Source organism: Flagellimonas oceanensis, from assembly GCF_003992595.1.
Lineage (GTDB): Bacteria > Bacteroidota > Bacteroidia > Flavobacteriales > Flavobacteriaceae > Flagellimonas > Flagellimonas oceanensis.
On sequence record NZ_RZNA01000008.1, the window covers coordinates 58,628 to 75,436 of the forward strand.

Sequence of the window (16,809 nt, forward strand, 5' to 3'; positions counted from 1 at the left end):
AACTTAATGTATTCCGTCAATTTTTATCTTTTTAAACACAAAAATATAACGCAGCCGTCATTATATTTGACCCTGTGAATGCATTGGTATGGCTGGTTGTGCCGGTCTTATGGAATGTATTCTAAAAACAAAAAAAATACTGTTCTGGTTTTCAGTCCTTTGAGTTGAAAAAAATAGGATGAGTCTAAAATTTCAACTATCAAGAGCGCTAGCAAAGCATTGGGAATCGGGAGAATTAGAAATATTGACCTTGGGTCTTAATGCTTAGTTTTGAATGCGACCAAATTTTGAGAACACTGAAATAGCTTTTGAGCTAAAAACAGACGCCCAATTAGAGCGTGCTTACTTCCTTTTTAAAATGATTTCCATTGAACCGCTGGTTCGTATTGGTACAGCCTTGACAAATATCGCCATCAAGGCACATCTGCCTGTGGAAGGGCTTATTAGGACTACTGTATTCGACCACTTTTGTGGTGGGGTAAATGAGAAGGACTGTCTTCCCATAATCGACAATATGTATGGAAATGGGGTCTGCTCGGTCTTGGATTACTCTGCTGAGGGCAAATCTGTGGACAATCAACTTGATTTTGCCATGGAAAAGACCTTGGAGATTTTGGATTTCGTAAAGGAAAAGGATGCCATGCCTTTTGCTGTCTTTAAACCAACAGGCTTTGGACGATTCAAATTGTATGAAAAAGTATCTGCTGGGGTCAAACTAACAGAAAAAGAACAAGCTGAATGGGGCAGAATTGTTAACCGGTTTGAGAAAGTTTGTCAAAAAGCGCACAAACTCGATGTGGCTCTTTTGATTGATGCTGAGGAAAGTTGGATGCAGGATGCCGCAGATGACCTAGTATTGGAAATGATGCGCAAATACAACAAAGAGAAAGCCATCGTGTTCAATACCTTTCAAATGTATCGCTGGGACAGGATGGGATACATTGTTAAATTGTTCAAGCAAGCTGAAGAGGAAGGTTTCAAAATCGGGGCCAAGGTGGTTCGTGGAGCCTATATGGAAAAAGAGAACGACAGGGCAGAAGACAAAGGGTACAAAAGCCCTATTTGCGAAAACAAAAAACTCACGGATGAAAACTTTGATGCCGCCATCGACTACATGATGGACCATATAGACTATTTTACCATATTCGCTGGCACCCATAATGAGAAAAGTACACTTCGGCTAGTGGATTTAATGGAAGAAAGGGGCATCGCTTCCGATGATGGCAGAATTTGGTTTGGTCAATTATTCGGTATGAGCGACCACATTACCTATAACTTGGCAGCCCATGGTTTTAACACCGTAAAATATGTGCCATACGGTCCTGTTCGGGATGTGATGCCTTATTTGATCAGAAGGGCAGAGGAAAATACTTCGGTTGCTGGGCAAACGTCAAGGGAACTTACCTTGATTACCAAAGAACGAAAGCGAAGGAAGTTGGGGGGTTAATTCTCTGGGGTTATTTTTTCCACAGTAATTCCTTCCTCACAATTCATAGCTTTTAGTTCCAACTCTTCTCCATTGTATTCGTGCGAGATAAAATACGTTTTGCATGGTTCGGATTTGGTATCACTTTTGCCAAAATCCACATTGCCATCTTCCAAAAACGATTGAATCATAAGGGTGTCTCGGTATTCTTCCGGTAGGGATTCAGAAAAAGTCAATGGTTTGGAACGCATATCCTTAAGCACCCTGCAATTGGGCAAATAGCAAAAATCAATGCCCTCTTCACCTGATTTTTTTTTCAGGATAAAAACCAAAAAAATCAATCCTATGGACAGTCCAACCAAGTACCATCCCAATCGTTTCAAAAATGCCATTTACTTTAAAAAATAAGAAAGTTAATATCGTTATAACTCAGCCCAAACCAATCGCCCACCGATTTATTGGTCAAAATGCCGTGGTACATGTAAAGCCCGTTGCGCAAACCTTTGTCAAACCGAAGGGAATGCTCCAAACCACCTTCTTCGCCAATTTTCAATAAGTAAGGCGTAAATATGTTACTAATGGAAATGGAGGATGTTCGTGGGTATCTGGATGGAATATTAGGAACACCATAATGGATTACCCCATATTTCTCAAAAGTGGGTTTTCTGTGGGTAGTCACTTCCGAAGTTTCAAAACAGCCGCCCATATCAATGCTCACATCAATGATGACAGATCCTTTTTTCATGTTTTCCACCATGGAGCTGGAAACCACTACTGGAGAACGGTCTTTACCTCTCGTTGCACCGATGGCCACATCACAGCGTTTTAAGGATTTGATCAAATTCTTGGGCTGTACGGTTGACGTGTACAAGGTTTGGTTCAAACTGGTCTGAAGACTCCTTAATTTACTAATGGAATTATCAAACACCTTTACATTGGCACCTAGTCCCAGGGCAGACCGTGCAGCAAATTCGCCGACGGTTCCTGCTCCTATGATCACAACTTCCACAGGAGGGACTCCACTGATGTTTCCAAACATCAATCCATTGCCGGTGTTGGGGTTCGACATTAATTCCGAAGCGATCAAAATAGAGGAAATTCCTGCAATTTCACTCAAAGAGCGAACGGCTGGATAATTGCCGTCATCATCCCGGATATATTCAAAGGCAATGGCCGTCAATCGCTTCTTGGCCATAATCTCAAAATACTCCTTGTTCTGGGTCTTTATCTGCAGAGCAGAAATAACAATGGTCTGTGGATTAAGCAAATCTATCTCCGAAAGGGTAGGGGGTTCCACCTTCAATATAATGGGGCAGGAGAATACTTTTTTGGTGTCCCTGGTTATTTCGGCTCCTGCATTGGTGTAGTCGAGGTCGGAAAAATTAGCCCCTTCTCCTGCACCCGTTTCCACCAATACCCGGTGTCCGTGGGCTGTAATGGCATTCACGGCATCAGGAGTAAGACAAACACGCTTTTCTTGATATTGGTTTTCCTTTGGAATGCCAATAAACAGTTCTCCCTTCTGTTTTACGATTTCTAGGGTTTCTTCTTGGGGAAGCAGTTGTTGTTTGCTAAATGGGGAGGCAGCGTGGCTCATAAAATGTAAATCTAATCAGGATACCATAAGGTACGGGCAAATTTACATTTTTTTTGAAGCAGTCTTTTGGCGTTGTTCCAATTTCTCTCGCTCCTTTCGTAATTCCTCTTTTTCCTTTAGAATCTGCAGCTCGGTGTCCATAGCCTCCAAATCTATTCCATGAACATGTTTGTCTACGAGTTTTACCCTAATAAAGTAGACCACAGGAACAATAACCATGGTCACGGCAATCACATAAAGTATTTCGTTTTCATCGATTCGTTCGCTATTGGAATAATTTAGTGCCGTAAACAACTGGAAGCTATACATGGAAAGAGGAATCAAGATGGCATGGTACCACCAACTTTTAGAAGTAACGAACCAAATTACCAAAAGCAACAACGGAACGAACTTATTGAAATAGTAATAAACAGCTGTAGACACATCCCCAAAATTGTTTTCGGTTAAAGTAATGCCTAAAAAAGTCCAAGATGTTGCTTCTTGCGGCAAGTACTTGTAACTATAAAACAACAAAGGAGATATAGCAATAAATAGGGCGATAGCCCCTTCGATTATAAAGCGCTTCTTAAATGTAGATTTTTTGCTCATTAGTTTGATAACTCAAAAAACCCAACATTATTGTAAAAAAAATCCCTTTTCGAAAAAAGGGATTTTAGCTCGTGGATAAAAGTCTAAGTTAAATCTTAACTAGTTTAGACTTCTTGATACTAGTTGTTTGATTGCCGTCAATAGTTACTGTAGTTGATACAGCAGTCATTGCCAAAAATGCAACAGCTAGCAATCCAAAAAAAACTTTTTTAGTGTTCATCGTAAAAGAGTTTTTGGTTAATAAATGAATTAATTCACAAAGCAAATGTAGGAAAATATTTCAACTTACCATGCCATTTGTCGATAAAATTGGTTTTTTAACGTAAAAAAATTGCTTTTCATCGAAATCAGCTTGCTCTGTGCAATAATTTCCCTGAAGATAGAGGGATTGCTATTTAAGAAACATTTAACTCGATTGAACGCGTGCTTTCCTCGATAAAGTGCAGGAATACCCCCACAGCATCCTTAGGTAGGAGCGAGGAAATTTTATCGGGCCATTCAATAAAGAGCCATGCATCGGAATTCAAATAATCTTCAAAGCCCATGTCCAAAGCTTCCATTTCATCATTGAGTCTATAAAAATCAAAATGGTAGGCCAAGGGCATATCATTTTCATCGGAATATTCATTCACCAAACCAAAAGTAGGACTGTTGGCTACATCAACGGCTCCAAGCTCTTTTACCAAAGCTTTTACCAGCGTTGTCTTGCCTACGCCCATATCTCCGTATAAACACAGTACCTTGTTCGGAGCATTCGTCAATAGCTCTTGGGCCACTTCGTTGATTTCATCCAATTGAAAAGTTCTCTTCACACCAGTTTTATTTTGGGTCCAAAACTACGAAAGGAACAATCATTTCTTCCAAGGAAACACCGCCATGCTGATACGTGTTGCGATAATAGCTCACATAATGGTTGTAGTTGTTCGGATAAGCAAAGAAGAGGTCGTTCTTCGCAAAAATGAAACTGCTGCTCAAGTTAATGTTCGGTAAATGAATCTCTTGGGGATTTTTGGTGGCCAAGACATCTTTATCTTGATAGGTAAGGCTTCGTCCGGTTTTGTAACGGAGATTCAAGCTGGTTTCTCTATCGCCGATTACTTTTGAAGGTTGCTTCACATTAATGGTGCCGTGGTCGGTGGTCAAAATCAGCTTCATGCCCAAATCCTGTGCCTGCTGGATGATTTCCAACAAAGGGGAGTTCTTGAACCAGCTCAAGGTAAGCGACCGGTATGCCTTATCGTTTGAGGCAAGCTCCTTAACCACTTCCATTTCTGTTTTGGAGTGGGAGAGCATATCCACAAAGTTGTAAACCACCACGGTAAGGTCATTATCCTTTTGAGATTTAAAGTTGGAAGCCAACTGTTTTCCTTGCTTTAGATTACTGATTTTATGGTATTCCCAATTGAGGTCCAATCCCAGTCGTTTCAATTGTTCCCCTAAGAATTCGGACTCATGGAGGTTTTTACCGCCTTCGTCGGTATCGTTTTTCCACCAGTCCGGATAACGTTTTTCCATTTCGGCGGGCATCAGGCCGGAAAACAGTGCGTTACGTGCATATTGGGTGGCCGTTGGCAAAATACTAAAGTAGGCGCACTCCTGTTTCTTTTTATAGTGAACCGACAAGGTCTTCTCAAAAGCCAACCATTGGTCATACCTTAAATTATCAATGACCACCAAAAGGGTCTTGTTGCCTTCCAGTTCTGGCTGGATTTTGTTCTTGAAAAGGGTGTGGGACATCACGGGAGCTTCGCTTTCCTTGAACCAAGCTTTGTAGTTTTTATCCACAAACTTGCCGAACTGCGAATTGGCCTCCACTTTTTGGGATTCCAATATTTCGAACATACCGGAATCTTCGATTTGCTCCAACTCCAATTCCCAGTAAATCAATTTTTTATATAGGTCTACCCATTCCTCTTGGGTATTGATCATGGAAAGATCCATGGCAATCTTCCGAAACTCCTGCTGATAATTGGCGGTGGTTTTTTCCGATACCAAACGGGAGTTGTCCAAGCTCTTTTTTAAAGAGAGCAAAATTTGATTAGGGTTGACAGGCTTTATGAGGTAATCGGCGATTTTAGAGCCAATGGCCTCATCCATAATGTATTCCTCTTCGCTTTTGGTGATCATGACCACGGGTATGGAGCCGTCATACTTCTTTATTTCGGTCAAGGTTTCCAGACCTGAAAGCCCGGGCATGTTTTCATCCAAAAAAACAATGTCGAAAAAGGTATCCTTGATTTCTTCAATGGCATCCTGTCCGCTTTGACTGGTTACTACTTTGTAGCCTTTGCTTTCCAGGAATAATATGTGGGGTTTTAATAGGTCTATCTCATCATCGACCCAAAGAATTGTTATCTTGTTCATATAGTGATTATCTTTGTGGGAATTAAAACAAAAAACTTTGGTAAAAACCAATAAGCTTAATGTTTTCAACGATCCAATTTACGGTTTTATTGGAACTCCCAACGAACTAATTTTTAGTCTTATCTCGCACCCTTACTTTCAAAGGCTGAGACGAATATCCCAAATGGGGCTCTCTTATTTGGTCTATCCCGGTGCACATCATACCCGATTCCACCATGCGCTCGGTAGCATGCATTTAATGACCAAGGCCATTCAGGTTTTAAAATTAAAAAATGTTGAGATCACCGAAGAGGAAGAGAAGGGGCTATTGTGTGCCATTTTGCTTCACGATATCGGCCATGGACCATTTTCACATGCCCTTGAAGGCTTCGTTGCCAAAGAAATCAGTCATGAGCAGATTTCCTTAAAATTCATGTTGGAGCTCAATAAGGAATTTGATGGTCAATTGGATACCGCTATTTCCATTTTCAAAGGAGATTACCAAAAATCGTTTTTAAATCAATTGGTTTCAAGTCAATTGGATATGGACCGCCTGGATTACCTGAAACGGGATAGTTTTTATTCTGGGGTTACCGAAGGTAATATCAACTCAGAGCGATTGATTTCCATGCTCAATGTGGTAGATGGCAACTTGGTCGTAGAGGAAAAGGCCATATATGCCGTAGAAAAGTTTTTGATGGCTCGTAGGTTCATGTACTGGCAGGTATACTTGCACAAGACAGGACTTGTGGCCGAACAGCTTTTGGTCCGCATTATGCAACGGGCAAGATTACTATTGGTTCAAGGAGAAGATTTAACAGGTAGTGGTCCGCTTTTATTTTTTCTGAAGAACAATGGAACTTTGGATTTTGATGCTGAAGTTTTAAAAACTTTTGCCGAACTTGACGACATTGATATTCTTGGTGCTTTGAAGGGTTGGCAATTCCATGAGGATTTTGTGCTCTCCAAGCTCTGCAAGATGTTGCTGGACCGGAGGTTGCTACATGTAAAAGTGAAAAAGAGACCTATTACTCCGGAAAAACTTGATGAAAAGATGAATTGGATGATGCAACAGCATGACCTTTCCGCTGAAGAAGCATCCAATTTCGTTTTTCAAGGGGAGATATCCAACAAGGCTTACAGTAAGGATGAAGCCATAAGAATTTTAAAGAAGAACGGAAAAATTTCAGATGTGCTCAAGGAGTCGGATCAACTTAGCTTAAAAGCTTTGGCCAAAACCGTCACTAAATATTACAGCTGTTATCCGAAGAAAGCCGTTTAACAAATTTTGTTACTTTTGCACCAATGAAATTTACAGCTACCCAAATTGCCGGAATCTTAGAAGGGGAAGTTGAGGGAAATCCTCAAATCGCTGTCCACAAATTATCCAAGATCGAAGAAGGGGAAAAAGGTTCGTTGACCTTTTTGGCCAATCCAAAATATACCTCTTATATCTATTCCACAAAGGCTTCCATTACCATTGTAAATAAGGATTTTGTTCCTGAACAGTCCGTCTCCACCACATTGATAAAGGTGGATGACGCCTATAAATCCTTTTCCAAATTGCTGGAATACTACAATCAGGTAAAAAATAACAAGGTGGGGGTTGAGAACCCTTGCTATATCTCTGAAAGCGCAAGCTACGGAGAGGGTTTTTACCTTGGAGCATTTGCCTATTTGGGAGAGAATGTGAAAATTGGGGACAACGTAAAAGTTTACCCGAACGCCTATATTGGCGATAATGTAAGCATTGGCGATAATGTTATCGTCTTTGCTGGGGCCAAGATATATTCCGAAACCATCATCGGTAACAATTGTGTTATCCACGGAGGAGCTATTATTGGTGCAGATGGATTTGGATTCACACCGAATGCCGAAGGAGAATATAGCAAAGTGCCCCAAACCGGCAATGTGATCATAGAAGATAATGTAGACGTAGGTGCCGGTACCACGATTGATCGCGCCACTTTGGGCTCCACCATTTTACGAAGGGGTGTAAAGCTGGATAATCAAATACAGATAGCGCACAATGTTGAAATAGGTGAACATACCGCCATTGCTGCACAAACCGGCGTGGCAGGTTCTACCAAAATCGGCAAGAACTGCCTGATTGGAGGGCAAGTAGGTATCGTAGGGCACATCACTATTGGTGATAGGGTCCGTATTCAGGCCCAATCCGGTATTGGAAGAAATGTAAAAGATGATGAAGTACTCCAAGGATCTCCAGCATTGAACTACGGAGACTTCAACAAATCATATGTACACTTTAAGAATTTGCCGAAATTGGCAAATCAAATCTCCAACATAGAAAAAAGAGTTGAAGGTGAGCAAACCAAGTAACAAACAACGCACCATAGCCAAAAAAGTAACGCTACAAGGTGTAGGACTACATACAGGCGAGAATGTAACCATGAGTTTTCTTCCAGCGGATGAAAACCATGGTTATGCGTTCAAGAGAATTGATTTGGAAGGGGAACCCATAATCGAGGCAGATGCCAATTATGTGGTGAATACCCAACGTGGAACCAATTTGGAAAAGAACGGAGTGAAAATTCACACCTCGGAACATGTGCTTGCTGCACTAGTGGGGTTGGATATTGACAATGTTTTAATCGAATTGGACGCCCCTGAACCTCCTATTATGGATGGTTCTTCAAAATTTTTCGTAGAAGCGCTGGAAGAAGCAGGCATCGTAGAGCAAGAACAGGAGCGTGAAGAATATGTGGTTAAGGATGTGATTTCCTATAAAGATGAAACCACTGGTAGCGAAATTACCATCATTCCCGCAGATGAATACCAAGTGACCACCATGGTGGATTTTGGAACCAAAGTATTGGGTACCCAGAATGCCACTTTGGAAAAAATGTCCGATTTTAAAGATCAAATTGCCGATTCAAGAACATTTAGCTTTTTGCATGAACTGGAAATGTTGTTGGAAAATGGTCTGATCAAAGGCGGAGACCTAAACAATGCCATTGTGTATGTGGACAAGGAAATTTCCGGATCCACCATGAAGAAGTTGGAAAAAGCATTTGGTAAGGAAAAACTCTCCGTAAAGCCAAACGGTATTTTGGATAATTTGACCCTGCACCATCCCAACGAAGCTGCACGACACAAATTATTGGATGTAATTGGGGATTTGGCCCTGGCCGGAACTCGAATTAGAGGTAAGGTCATCGCTAATAAGCCTGGACACTTTGTAAATACCCAGTTTGCGAAAAAACTGTCCAAAATCATTAAAATAGAGAAAAGAAACAAGGTTCCCAGCTATGATTTGAATCAAGAGCCTTTAATGGACGTGAATGAAATCATGGCAAGGTTGCCGCACCGACCACCATTCTTATTGGTGGATAAAATTTTGGAACTCTCCGACACCCATGTGGTAGGAGTGAAAAACGTGACCATGAACGAACCGTTCTTCGTAGGTCACTTTCCTGGAGCTCCGGTAATGCCCGGTGTTTTGCAAGTGGAGGCCATGGCGCAAACAGGAGGAATACTGGTGTTGAGCACAGTTCCAGATCCCGAAAACTACCTGACCTTTTTCATGAAGATTGACAAGGTAAAGTTCAAGCAACAAGTAGTTCCGGGAGATACTTTAATATTTAAGTGCGATTTGATTTCTCCCATCCGTAGAGGGATTTGCCACATGCAGGCTTATGCTTACGCCAACGGAAAATTGGTATCCGAAGCCGAATTGATGGCCCAGATCGTAAAAACAAAAAATACAGATTCGTAGATGAACCAACCATTAGCATATGTACACCCAGGGGCCAAAATTGCCAAAAATGTGGTCATTGAGCCCTTTACAACAATACACAACAACGTCACTATTGGCGAGGGTACGTGGATTGGTTCTAACGTAACCATCATGGAAGGCGCGCGAATTGGAAAAAACTGTAGTATTTTCCCGGGCGCCGTAATTTCCGCAATGCCGCAAGACTTAAAATATCAAGGCGAGGACACCACTGTTCAAATAGGGGATAACACCACCATTCGTGAATGTGCCACAATTAATAAAGGTACTTCGGACCGTATGAAAACCGTAATCGGCAACAACTGTTTGATTATGGCCTATTGCCACGTAGCGCACGATTGCTTCGTGGGCGATGGCTGCATCTTCAGTAACAACTCTACTTTGGCAGGACACGTAACCATTGGCCAGAATGTGGTTTTGGCTGGAATGGTCGCTGTGCACCAGTTTGTATCCATCGGAAATCACGCCTTTGTAACGGGTGGTTCCTTGGTTCGTAAAGATGTACCTCCCTACGTGAAGGCAGCAAGAGAGCCACTTTCCTATGTGGGCATCAATTCCATAGGATTGCGTAGAAGAGGTTTTGAATCCGACAAGATTCGAGAGATTCAAAATATTTATAGACTACTCTATCAACAAAATTATAATAATTCCCAAGCGGCATCCATTATTGAAGCCGAGATGGAGGCAACTCCCGAGAGAGACGAAATCCTTCAATTTATAAGAGATTCGCAGCGTGGAATTATGAAAGGTTATTTCAGTTCAAATTAAATTTATGGCAAGTACTTCTGATATAAGAAAAGGGTTGTGCATTAGATACAACAACGATATCTACAAGATTGTAGAGTTTCTTCATGTAAAACCAGGTAAAGGACCAGCTTTTGTCCGTACCAAACTAAAAAGTGTGACTACGGGTAAAGTAGTCGACAATACATTTTCAGCAGGTCACAAGATTGAAGATGTTCGTGTGGAGACACGTTCCTATCAATTCTTGTACAATGATGGGGAGACCTATCACTTTATGAACACGGACGATTACACCCAAATTGCTTTGCAAAGAGATGCTCTTGATGCTTACGATTTGATGAAGGAAAGTGAAGTGGTAACCATCATTTTCAATGCAGAGGACAATATGCCCCTTTCCGTTGAGATGCCTGCCAGTGTGGTATTGGAAGTAACACATACCGAACCTGGTGTGAAAGGAAATACCGCTACAAATGCCACCAAACCTGCTACGGTAGAGACTGGAGCAACGGTCAATGTACCGCTTTTCATCAACGAGGGCGACAAAATAAAGATCGACACGGAAAAAGCAGCCTACTTGGAACGTGCCAAAGAGTAGCCTTAGATGAAATTCCCTAAAACCCATACCTTAAAGGAAATATCGGAAATCATCGATGCCGATTTCGTTGGGGATGCTGACTTCCCTGTTTTGGGCATGAACGAAATTCATGTGGTGGAAGAAGGCGACATAGTATTTGTGGACCATCCCAAATATTATGACAAAGCACTACAATCCAAGGCTACGGTTATTCTCATCAACAAAGAAGTGGAATGTCCAGAAGGCAAAGCTTTGCTTGTCTCGGATGACCCCTTTAGGGATTTCAACAAGTTGACCCGTCATTTCAAACCTTTTGAAACAGCGGCATCATCCATTGCTGATTCAGCCGAGATAGGGGAGGGAACCATAATTCAGCCCAATGTTTTTATCGGTAATCATGTGAAAATAGGTGAAAACTGTGTGATTCATCCGAACGTAACCATTTATGATGGATGTATCCTTGGCGACAATGTGACCATTCATGCAGGAACCGTATTAGGAGCGGATGCGTTCTATTACAAAAACAGACCCGAAGGTTTTGATAAATTGCTTTCTGGAGGAAATGTGGTAATCGAGGACAACGTGGATATAGGAGCAGGATGCACCATTGACCGCGGAGTAACAGGTTCAACTACCATAAAAGAAGGAGCCAAATTGGATAACCAGATTCAAGTAGGGCACGATACCGTTATCGGAAAAAAATGTTTGATTGCATCCCACGTAGGTATCGCGGGTTGTTGCATTATTGAGGACGAAGTTACCCTTTGGGGCCAGGTAGGTATCACGAGTGGAGCCACCATCGGTAAAAAAGCGGTTATCTTGGCGCAATCGGGTATTTCAAAATCACTGGAAGGTGGTAAAACCTACTTTGGTTACCCAGCTGAGGAAGCACGGGAAAAACTCAAACAAATCGCATACATCAAAAGGATTCCAGAAATCTTGAAAAAACTGAAAAAGATTTAAGAAATCAATAGAAAAAAACTTTAGTAAACCATATTTTTGTATCTCTACATTAAGTTAAATATATGAGCGTCTTAGTAAACAAGGATTCAAACATAATTGTACAAGGATTTACCGGTAGTGAAGGAACCTTCCATGCCGAACAAATGATTGAATACGGAACCAACGTAGTTGGTGGTGTGACCCCAGGAAAAGGTGGTCAGGAACATTTAGGGAAACCAGTTTTCAACACAGTGGAAGATGCTGTAAAAGAAGTTGGTGCCGACACCACTATTATTTTTGTTCCACCCGCATTTGCTGCGGATGCCATTATGGAAGCTGCCGATGCAGGAATCAAAGTAATCATTACCATTACCGAAGGCATTCCTGTTGCTGACATGGTAAAAGCCAACGATTACATTAAGGATATGGATTGTACATTGATCGGTCCAAACTGTCCGGGTGTAATTACTCCAGGTGAGGCAAAAGTTGGTATTATGCCAGGATTTGTCTTCAAAAAAGGAAAAGTTGGTATCGTTTCAAAATCTGGAACATTGACCTATGAGGCTGCAGACCAAGTAGTTCGTCAGGGATTGGGTATCACTACAGCTATTGGAATCGGTGGTGACCCTATCATCGGAACCACAACCAAAAAAGCTGTTGAGCTTTTAATCAACGACCCGGAAACGGAATGTGTTGTAATGATTGGAGAAATCGGTGGTCAATTGGAAGCCGAAGCAGCAAAATGGTACAAAGAAAGCGGAAGTAAAAAACCAGTTGTAGGTTTTATCGCTGGTGAAACTGCTCCTGCCGGACGTACTATGGGACACGCTGGTGCTATTGTGGGTGGAAGCGATGATACAGCACAAGCCAAGAAAAAGATTATGCGCGACTGTGGTATCCACGTGGTGGATTCCCCTGCAGAAATTGGCGTAAAAGTGAAAGAAGTGGTTGGGTAACCAACCGTTAAAACCATACTAAATCCCGTTTTATGCGGGATTTTTTTTCGTCTAAACATAAAACAACAACTATATTTGGTTAATAACCATTCAAACACCATCATTATATGAAACTTTTGGAAGGGAAAAACGTAATTATAACTGGAGCCAGTAGAGGAATTGGAAAAGGAATTGCCGAAGTATTTGCAAAACACGGAGCAAATGTGGCATTCACGTACAGTTCCAGTGAAGCTCCAGCCTTGGAATTGGAAAAGGAATTGACCGAAATGGGCGTAAAAGCCAAGGCCTATAAAAGTAATGCAGCCAGTTTTGAAGAATCCGAAGCCCTTGTTGCCAAGGTTTTGGAAGATTTTGACGGGAAAATCGATGTGCTGATCAATAATGCTGGAATTACCAAGGACAATTTATTGATGCGCATGGGCGAAGATGATTTTGACAAAGTGATCGAAATCAACCTGAAGTCCGTTTTTAATATGACCAAAGCCGTACAGCGTACCATGTTGAAGCAACGTAAAGGCTCTATCATCAATATGAGTAGCGTTGTGGGCGTAAAAGGTAATGCCGGACAGACCAACTATGCGGCCTCTAAGGCAGGTATGATTGGTTTTACAAAATCCGTAGCCTTGGAATTGGGGTCTAGAAACATCCGTTGCAACGCCATTGCTCCCGGTTTCATCGAAACTGAAATGACCGAGAAATTGGACGAAAAAACGGTTCAAGGTTGGAGGGAAGGCATTCCGTTGAAACGAGGTGGAAGCCCAGAAGATGTTGCCAACGCCTGTGTATTCTTGGCATCCGACCTATCCGACTACGTAACAGGACAGGTATTGAACGTTGATGGTGGAATGTTAACATAGATGAATGGAGTTGAGCACGGTACTTCTTATTGTCTTAGCAGTTGCTGCCGCGCTTACCCTTGTCTATTTTCAATACTTCTATAAAAACCCAAGAAAGGGTTCACTTAAAATAATATTGGCCGCATTGAGGTTTGTTACCTTGTTTTGCGGCCTTTTACTTTTGATTAACCCGAAGTTTGTCAGCAAGGATTATTTTGTTGAGAAAGCGAATTTGATTCTGTTAGTGGATAATTCCACTTCCATGCAAGATGCTTCATCCGAAGCTGATATTTCCCAAGCTATCGAGGAAATTAAGCAGCATGAGGCTTTGCGCGATCGCTTTACCATGCATCAATATGGGTTTGGTAATTCCATTTCCGCCACCGATTCTATTCAATTTGATCAAGGCAATACCGATGTTTCCAATGCGCTGGCTACTTTAAATGATGTTTTTGTGAATGGTAACAACGCCATTTTGCTGTTTTCGGATGGAAATCAGACCCTGGGCAGGGATTATGAATATCTCACATTAAGTGAGAATACATCCGTAAATCCTGTTGTGATAGGGGATACAACGCAGTATGAGGATATTTCCGTTGGACTCATTAACGTGAACAAATTTGCCTTTTTACGAAATAGCTTCCCCATTGAATCCACGATTAGATACCAAGGGAACAGACCAGTATCCAGTACAGTAACTATTTCCATCAACGGGAACAGGGTGCATCAAGAAAGGGTAAACCTCAGTGCAACCAAGAACAGTCAAACGTTGAATACCTTGGTCGAGGCGCAAAGCGTGGGCATCAAAACCATTAAAATTGAAGTGGGAGCTTTTGAAAATGAGCGTAATACCGCTAATAATTCCAAGGAAACAGCCATTGAGGTGATTGATGAAAAAACAAATGTTGCCATCGTTTCCGATATGCTCCATCCGGACATAGGTGCATTGAAAAAGTCTATTGAATCCAATGAACAACGCTCCGTAACCCTTTTAAAACCAAACATCGGTCAATCAGAACTGGAGGATATGGGATTGATTATTCTGTATCAACCCAACCGAAACTTTAGAAACATATTCAAGTTTTTGAATAATTCAGGCGCTAACTATGTTACGATTACCGGAAGCAAAACGGATTGGAACTTTTTAAATCAGATTCAAGAGAGCTTTACCATTTCAGGGAGTCGACAGTCTGAGGATATTCTACCCGTATTGAACAACGCCTTCGGTTTATTTGGGTTGGGCAATTTTGCTGTGGAAGGATTTCCGCCTTTAAAAGGCACCCTTGCTGATATTCAATTGAACAAAGAAAGTGAAATCTTGATGTTCCAACAATTACAGGGCATCAACTTGGAAAAGCCTTTATTTGTGATTTTGACCGAATCCAACATAAAGGAAGCCGTGCTTTTTGGAGAGGATATTTGGCGCTGGCGTGCACAGGTGTACCGAAACGAGCAGAGTTTTGACACTTTTGATGAATTTATCGGGAATTTGATGGTGTATTTGGGCTCCAACAAGCAACGAAATCGTTTGGAGCTGGATTACGAATTGGTTTTTGACAATGCAAGCATGGCTAAAATCAGGGCTTCATATTTTGATGAAAGCTATCAGTTTGATGCCAATGCAAACATTTCCATCACAATTGAAGGAAAGGAAACCGAATTTTCAAGAGTGTCGCCCATGTTATTGAAAGGCTCCTTTTATGAAATTGACTTAAGTGACCTGGAAACAGGAGCGTACGAGTTTACCGTGACCGTTCAGGATGAAAACTTGAGCCAATCTGGAACTTTCAGGATTTTGGATTTTAACCCTGAAAAGCAGCTCATTTCTGCAAACTATAAAAAAATGGAGCGTTTAGCCTCCAAAAATAGAGGGCAGGTCTATTATTTGGACAAGCTGGAAGAACTACAGTCCGATCTATCATCGTCCCAACAGTTTTTACCTGTTCAAAAAAGCAGGGATAATGTTGTATCTTTAATAGATTTCCGTATTTTACTCGGACTCATCATTATTTCGCTCGCAGCGGAATGGTTCATCAGAAAATATAACGGTTTAATATAAATCAAAGTAAATAACATGGATAAATTACCAAAAATTGCATTGCCCGTATTAGCGGGAATCATCATTCTGATCATTTTTATATCTAGGTCCACAGTTACCATTGAAGCTGGTGAGGCCGGGGTACTTTGGAAACGATTTGGTGGTGGTGTTGTAACCGAAGAGCCGCCATTGAGTGAAGGTTTTCATATTGTGGCACCTTGGAACAAGGTATATGTATACGAAGTAAGACAGCAAGAAAAGCTTGAAAAAATGAACGTGCTTTCTTCCAACGGTCTGGATATTAAATTGGAAGCTTCCGTATGGTTCCAGCCTAAATATAATGAGCTTGGAAAGTTGCATCAAGAAAAGAGTGAACAATATATAGAGCGCGTTCTGCTCCCCGCAATCCGTTCCGCGGCCCGTAGTGTTGTTGGTAGATATACTCCGGAACAACTATATTCCAGCAAGCGTGATGCTATTCAACAGGAAATTTTCGAGGAGACCCAAAAAATTGTGGATGACCAATATATTCAACTCAATGAGGTGCTAGTAAGAGATGTGACCTTACCGCCCACCATCAAGGACGCAATCGAACGTAAACTTAAGCAAGAGCAAGAGTCGTTGGAGTATGAATTTAGATTGGTAACTGCCGAGAAAGAAGCCGAAAAAGTTCGAATTGAAGCCCAAGGTAAAGCCGATGCCAACCGTATTTTAAGTGCTTCGTTAACGGACAAAATATTGCAGGACAAGGGTATAGATGCCACATTGAAATTGTCTGAATCTCCCAATGCAAAGACTGTAATTGTAGGTTCAGGAGACAGCGGATTGCCATTAATTTTGGGAAATAACTAAATTCCCCTTTTTTGATAAAAAAATATACCCTACTTTTGAAGCATCATGAGAAACAAAAACACACATCATCATTTTTATACTTGCCCTCAAGCGAGATAGAAATGTATTGTTGTTTTTAAAATATATTCTAACCCGTTTGAGAAATCAAACGGGTTTGTT

At 41.4% G+C, this 16,809-nt stretch carries 16 protein-coding genes; 11 read left to right on the top strand and 5 right to left on the bottom strand.

The window, feature by feature from the left end; translation table 11 throughout:
• Nucleotides 1-274 precede the first annotated feature (274 nt).
• The gene (locus EO132_RS03495; RefSeq protein ID WP_127136620.1) at nt 275-1,447 is read left to right on the top strand and encodes a proline dehydrogenase family protein; all 1,173 of its coding nucleotides are present in this window, start codon (nt 275-277) and stop codon (nt 1,445-1,447) included.
• Here EO132_RS03495 and EO132_RS03500 read toward each other — a convergent pair.
• The 5 genes from EO132_RS03500 to porX form a co-directional block, all read right to left on the bottom strand.
• On the bottom strand, nt 1,444-1,818 hold the full coding sequence (locus EO132_RS03500; RefSeq protein ID WP_127136621.1) for a DUF4258 domain-containing protein: 375 nt from the start codon (nt 1,816-1,818) through the stop codon (nt 1,444-1,446). The genes EO132_RS03495 and EO132_RS03500 overlap by 4 nt on opposite strands.
• Nucleotides 1,819-1,823: 5 nt before the next feature.
• Nucleotides 1,824-3,023, bottom strand: a complete 1,200-nt coding sequence (locus EO132_RS03505) for an alanine dehydrogenase (protein ID WP_127136622.1) — start codon at nt 3,021-3,023, stop codon at nt 1,824-1,826.
• Nucleotides 3,024-3,065: 42 nt separating this feature from the next.
• Nucleotides 3,066-3,611 carry a hypothetical protein gene (locus tag EO132_RS03510; protein ID WP_127136623.1) on the bottom strand — a complete coding sequence of 182 codons (546 nt, stop codon included), beginning with the start codon at nt 3,609-3,611 and terminating at the stop codon, nt 3,066-3,068.
• 395 nt (nt 3,612-4,006) lie between these two features.
• Nucleotides 4,007-4,423 carry a tRNA (adenosine(37)-N6)-threonylcarbamoyltransferase complex ATPase subunit type 1 TsaE gene (tsaE, locus tag EO132_RS03515; RefSeq protein ID WP_127136624.1) on the bottom strand — a complete coding sequence of 139 codons (417 nt, stop codon included), beginning with the start codon at nt 4,421-4,423 and terminating at the stop codon, nt 4,007-4,009.
• Nucleotides 4,424-4,430: 7 nt separating this feature from the next.
• On the bottom strand, nt 4,431-5,975 hold the full coding sequence (gene porX / locus EO132_RS03520) for a T9SS response regulator signal transducer PorX (RefSeq protein WP_127136625.1): 1,545 nt from the start codon (nt 5,973-5,975) through the stop codon (nt 4,431-4,433).
• Between the two features lie 37 nt (nt 5,976-6,012).
• On the opposite strand from porX, the gene EO132_RS03525 reads away from it, so the two are divergent.
• The 10 genes from EO132_RS03525 (at nt 6,013) to EO132_RS03570 (ending at nt 16,650) form a co-directional block, all read left to right on the top strand.
• Nucleotides 6,013-7,236, top strand: a complete 1,224-nt coding sequence (locus tag EO132_RS03525; protein WP_127136626.1) for an HD domain-containing protein — start codon at nt 6,013-6,015, stop codon at nt 7,234-7,236.
• A 23-nt stretch (nt 7,237-7,259) separates the two neighbouring features.
• Nucleotides 7,260-8,294 (top strand): UDP-3-O-(3-hydroxymyristoyl)glucosamine N-acyltransferase, encoded by a 1,035-nt coding sequence (lpxD, locus tag EO132_RS03530; RefSeq protein WP_127136627.1) that lies wholly within the window; start codon nt 7,260-7,262, stop codon nt 8,292-8,294.
• A complete protein-coding gene (locus EO132_RS03535) occupies nt 8,278-9,690 on the top strand; it encodes a bifunctional UDP-3-O-[3-hydroxymyristoyl] N-acetylglucosamine deacetylase/3-hydroxyacyl-ACP dehydratase (RefSeq protein ID WP_127136628.1) in 1,413 nt (470 codons plus the stop codon). Before lpxD ends, EO132_RS03535 begins: the two co-directional genes overlap by 17 nt.
• Complete coding sequence (gene lpxA, locus EO132_RS03540) at nt 9,691-10,476, top strand: acyl-ACP--UDP-N-acetylglucosamine O-acyltransferase (RefSeq protein WP_127136629.1); 786 nt, start codon at nt 9,691-9,693, stop codon at nt 10,474-10,476. It abuts the gene before it with no gap.
• Between the two features lie 4 nt (nt 10,477-10,480).
• Nucleotides 10,481-11,047, top strand: a complete 567-nt coding sequence (gene efp / locus EO132_RS03545) for an elongation factor P (RefSeq protein ID WP_127136630.1) — start codon at nt 10,481-10,483, stop codon at nt 11,045-11,047.
• A gap of 6 nt (nt 11,048-11,053) precedes the next feature.
• A complete protein-coding gene (locus EO132_RS03550) occupies nt 11,054-11,989 on the top strand; it encodes a UDP-3-O-(3-hydroxymyristoyl)glucosamine N-acyltransferase (protein ID WP_127136631.1) in 936 nt (311 codons plus the stop codon).
• Nucleotides 11,990-12,051: 62 nt separating this feature from the next.
• A complete protein-coding gene (gene sucD / locus EO132_RS03555; RefSeq protein ID WP_127136632.1) occupies nt 12,052-12,924 on the top strand; it encodes a succinate--CoA ligase subunit alpha in 873 nt (290 codons plus the stop codon).
• Between the two features lie 107 nt (nt 12,925-13,031).
• Entirely contained in the window at nt 13,032-13,781 is a 750-nt protein-coding gene (fabG, locus tag EO132_RS03560) for a 3-oxoacyl-[acyl-carrier-protein] reductase (protein WP_127136633.1), read from the top strand.
• Between the two features lie 4 nt (nt 13,782-13,785).
• Nucleotides 13,786-15,819: a vWA domain-containing protein gene (locus tag EO132_RS03565; RefSeq protein ID WP_127136634.1), complete on the top strand. Its 2,034-nt coding sequence runs from the start codon at nt 13,786-13,788 to the stop codon at nt 15,817-15,819.
• 15 nt (nt 15,820-15,834) lie between these two features.
• Nucleotides 15,835-16,650, top strand: coding sequence for a prohibitin family protein (locus EO132_RS03570; protein WP_127136635.1), 816 nt, complete (start codon nt 15,835-15,837; stop codon nt 16,648-16,650).
• Nucleotides 16,651-16,809: the final 159 nt, after the last annotated feature.

What these genes read in the sequence shown, in the direction of transcription:
- lpxA (WP_127136629.1), top strand. Translation starts at nt 9,691, where the DNA reads ATGAACCAACCATTAGCATATGTACACCCAGGGGCCAAAATTGCCAAA.
- EO132_RS03565 (WP_127136634.1), top strand. Translation starts at nt 13,786, where the DNA reads ATGGAGTTGAGCACGGTACTTCTTATTGTCTTAGCAGTTGCTGCCGCG.
- EO132_RS03495 (WP_127136620.1), top strand. Translation starts at nt 275, where the DNA reads ATGCGACCAAATTTTGAGAACACTGAAATAGCTTTTGAGCTAAAAACA.
- EO132_RS03500 (WP_127136621.1), bottom strand. Translation starts at nt 1,818, where the DNA reads ATGGCATTTTTGAAACGATTGGGATGGTACTTGGTTGGACTGTCCATA.
- lpxD (WP_127136627.1), top strand. Translation starts at nt 7,260, where the DNA reads ATGAAATTTACAGCTACCCAAATTGCCGGAATCTTAGAAGGGGAAGTT.
- EO132_RS03505 (WP_127136622.1), bottom strand. Translation starts at nt 3,023, where the DNA reads ATGAGCCACGCTGCCTCCCCATTTAGCAAACAACAACTGCTTCCCCAA.
- EO132_RS03510 (WP_127136623.1), bottom strand. Translation starts at nt 3,611, where the DNA reads ATGAGCAAAAAATCTACATTTAAGAAGCGCTTTATAATCGAAGGGGCT.
- fabG (WP_127136633.1), top strand. Translation starts at nt 13,032, where the DNA reads ATGAAACTTTTGGAAGGGAAAAACGTAATTATAACTGGAGCCAGTAGA.
- EO132_RS03550 (WP_127136631.1), top strand. Translation starts at nt 11,054, where the DNA reads ATGAAATTCCCTAAAACCCATACCTTAAAGGAAATATCGGAAATCATC.
- sucD (WP_127136632.1), top strand. Translation starts at nt 12,052, where the DNA reads ATGAGCGTCTTAGTAAACAAGGATTCAAACATAATTGTACAAGGATTT.
- efp (WP_127136630.1), top strand. Translation starts at nt 10,481, where the DNA reads ATGGCAAGTACTTCTGATATAAGAAAAGGGTTGTGCATTAGATACAAC.
- EO132_RS03570 (WP_127136635.1), top strand. Translation starts at nt 15,835, where the DNA reads ATGGATAAATTACCAAAAATTGCATTGCCCGTATTAGCGGGAATCATC.
- porX (WP_127136625.1), bottom strand. Translation starts at nt 5,975, where the DNA reads ATGAACAAGATAACAATTCTTTGGGTCGATGATGAGATAGACCTATTA.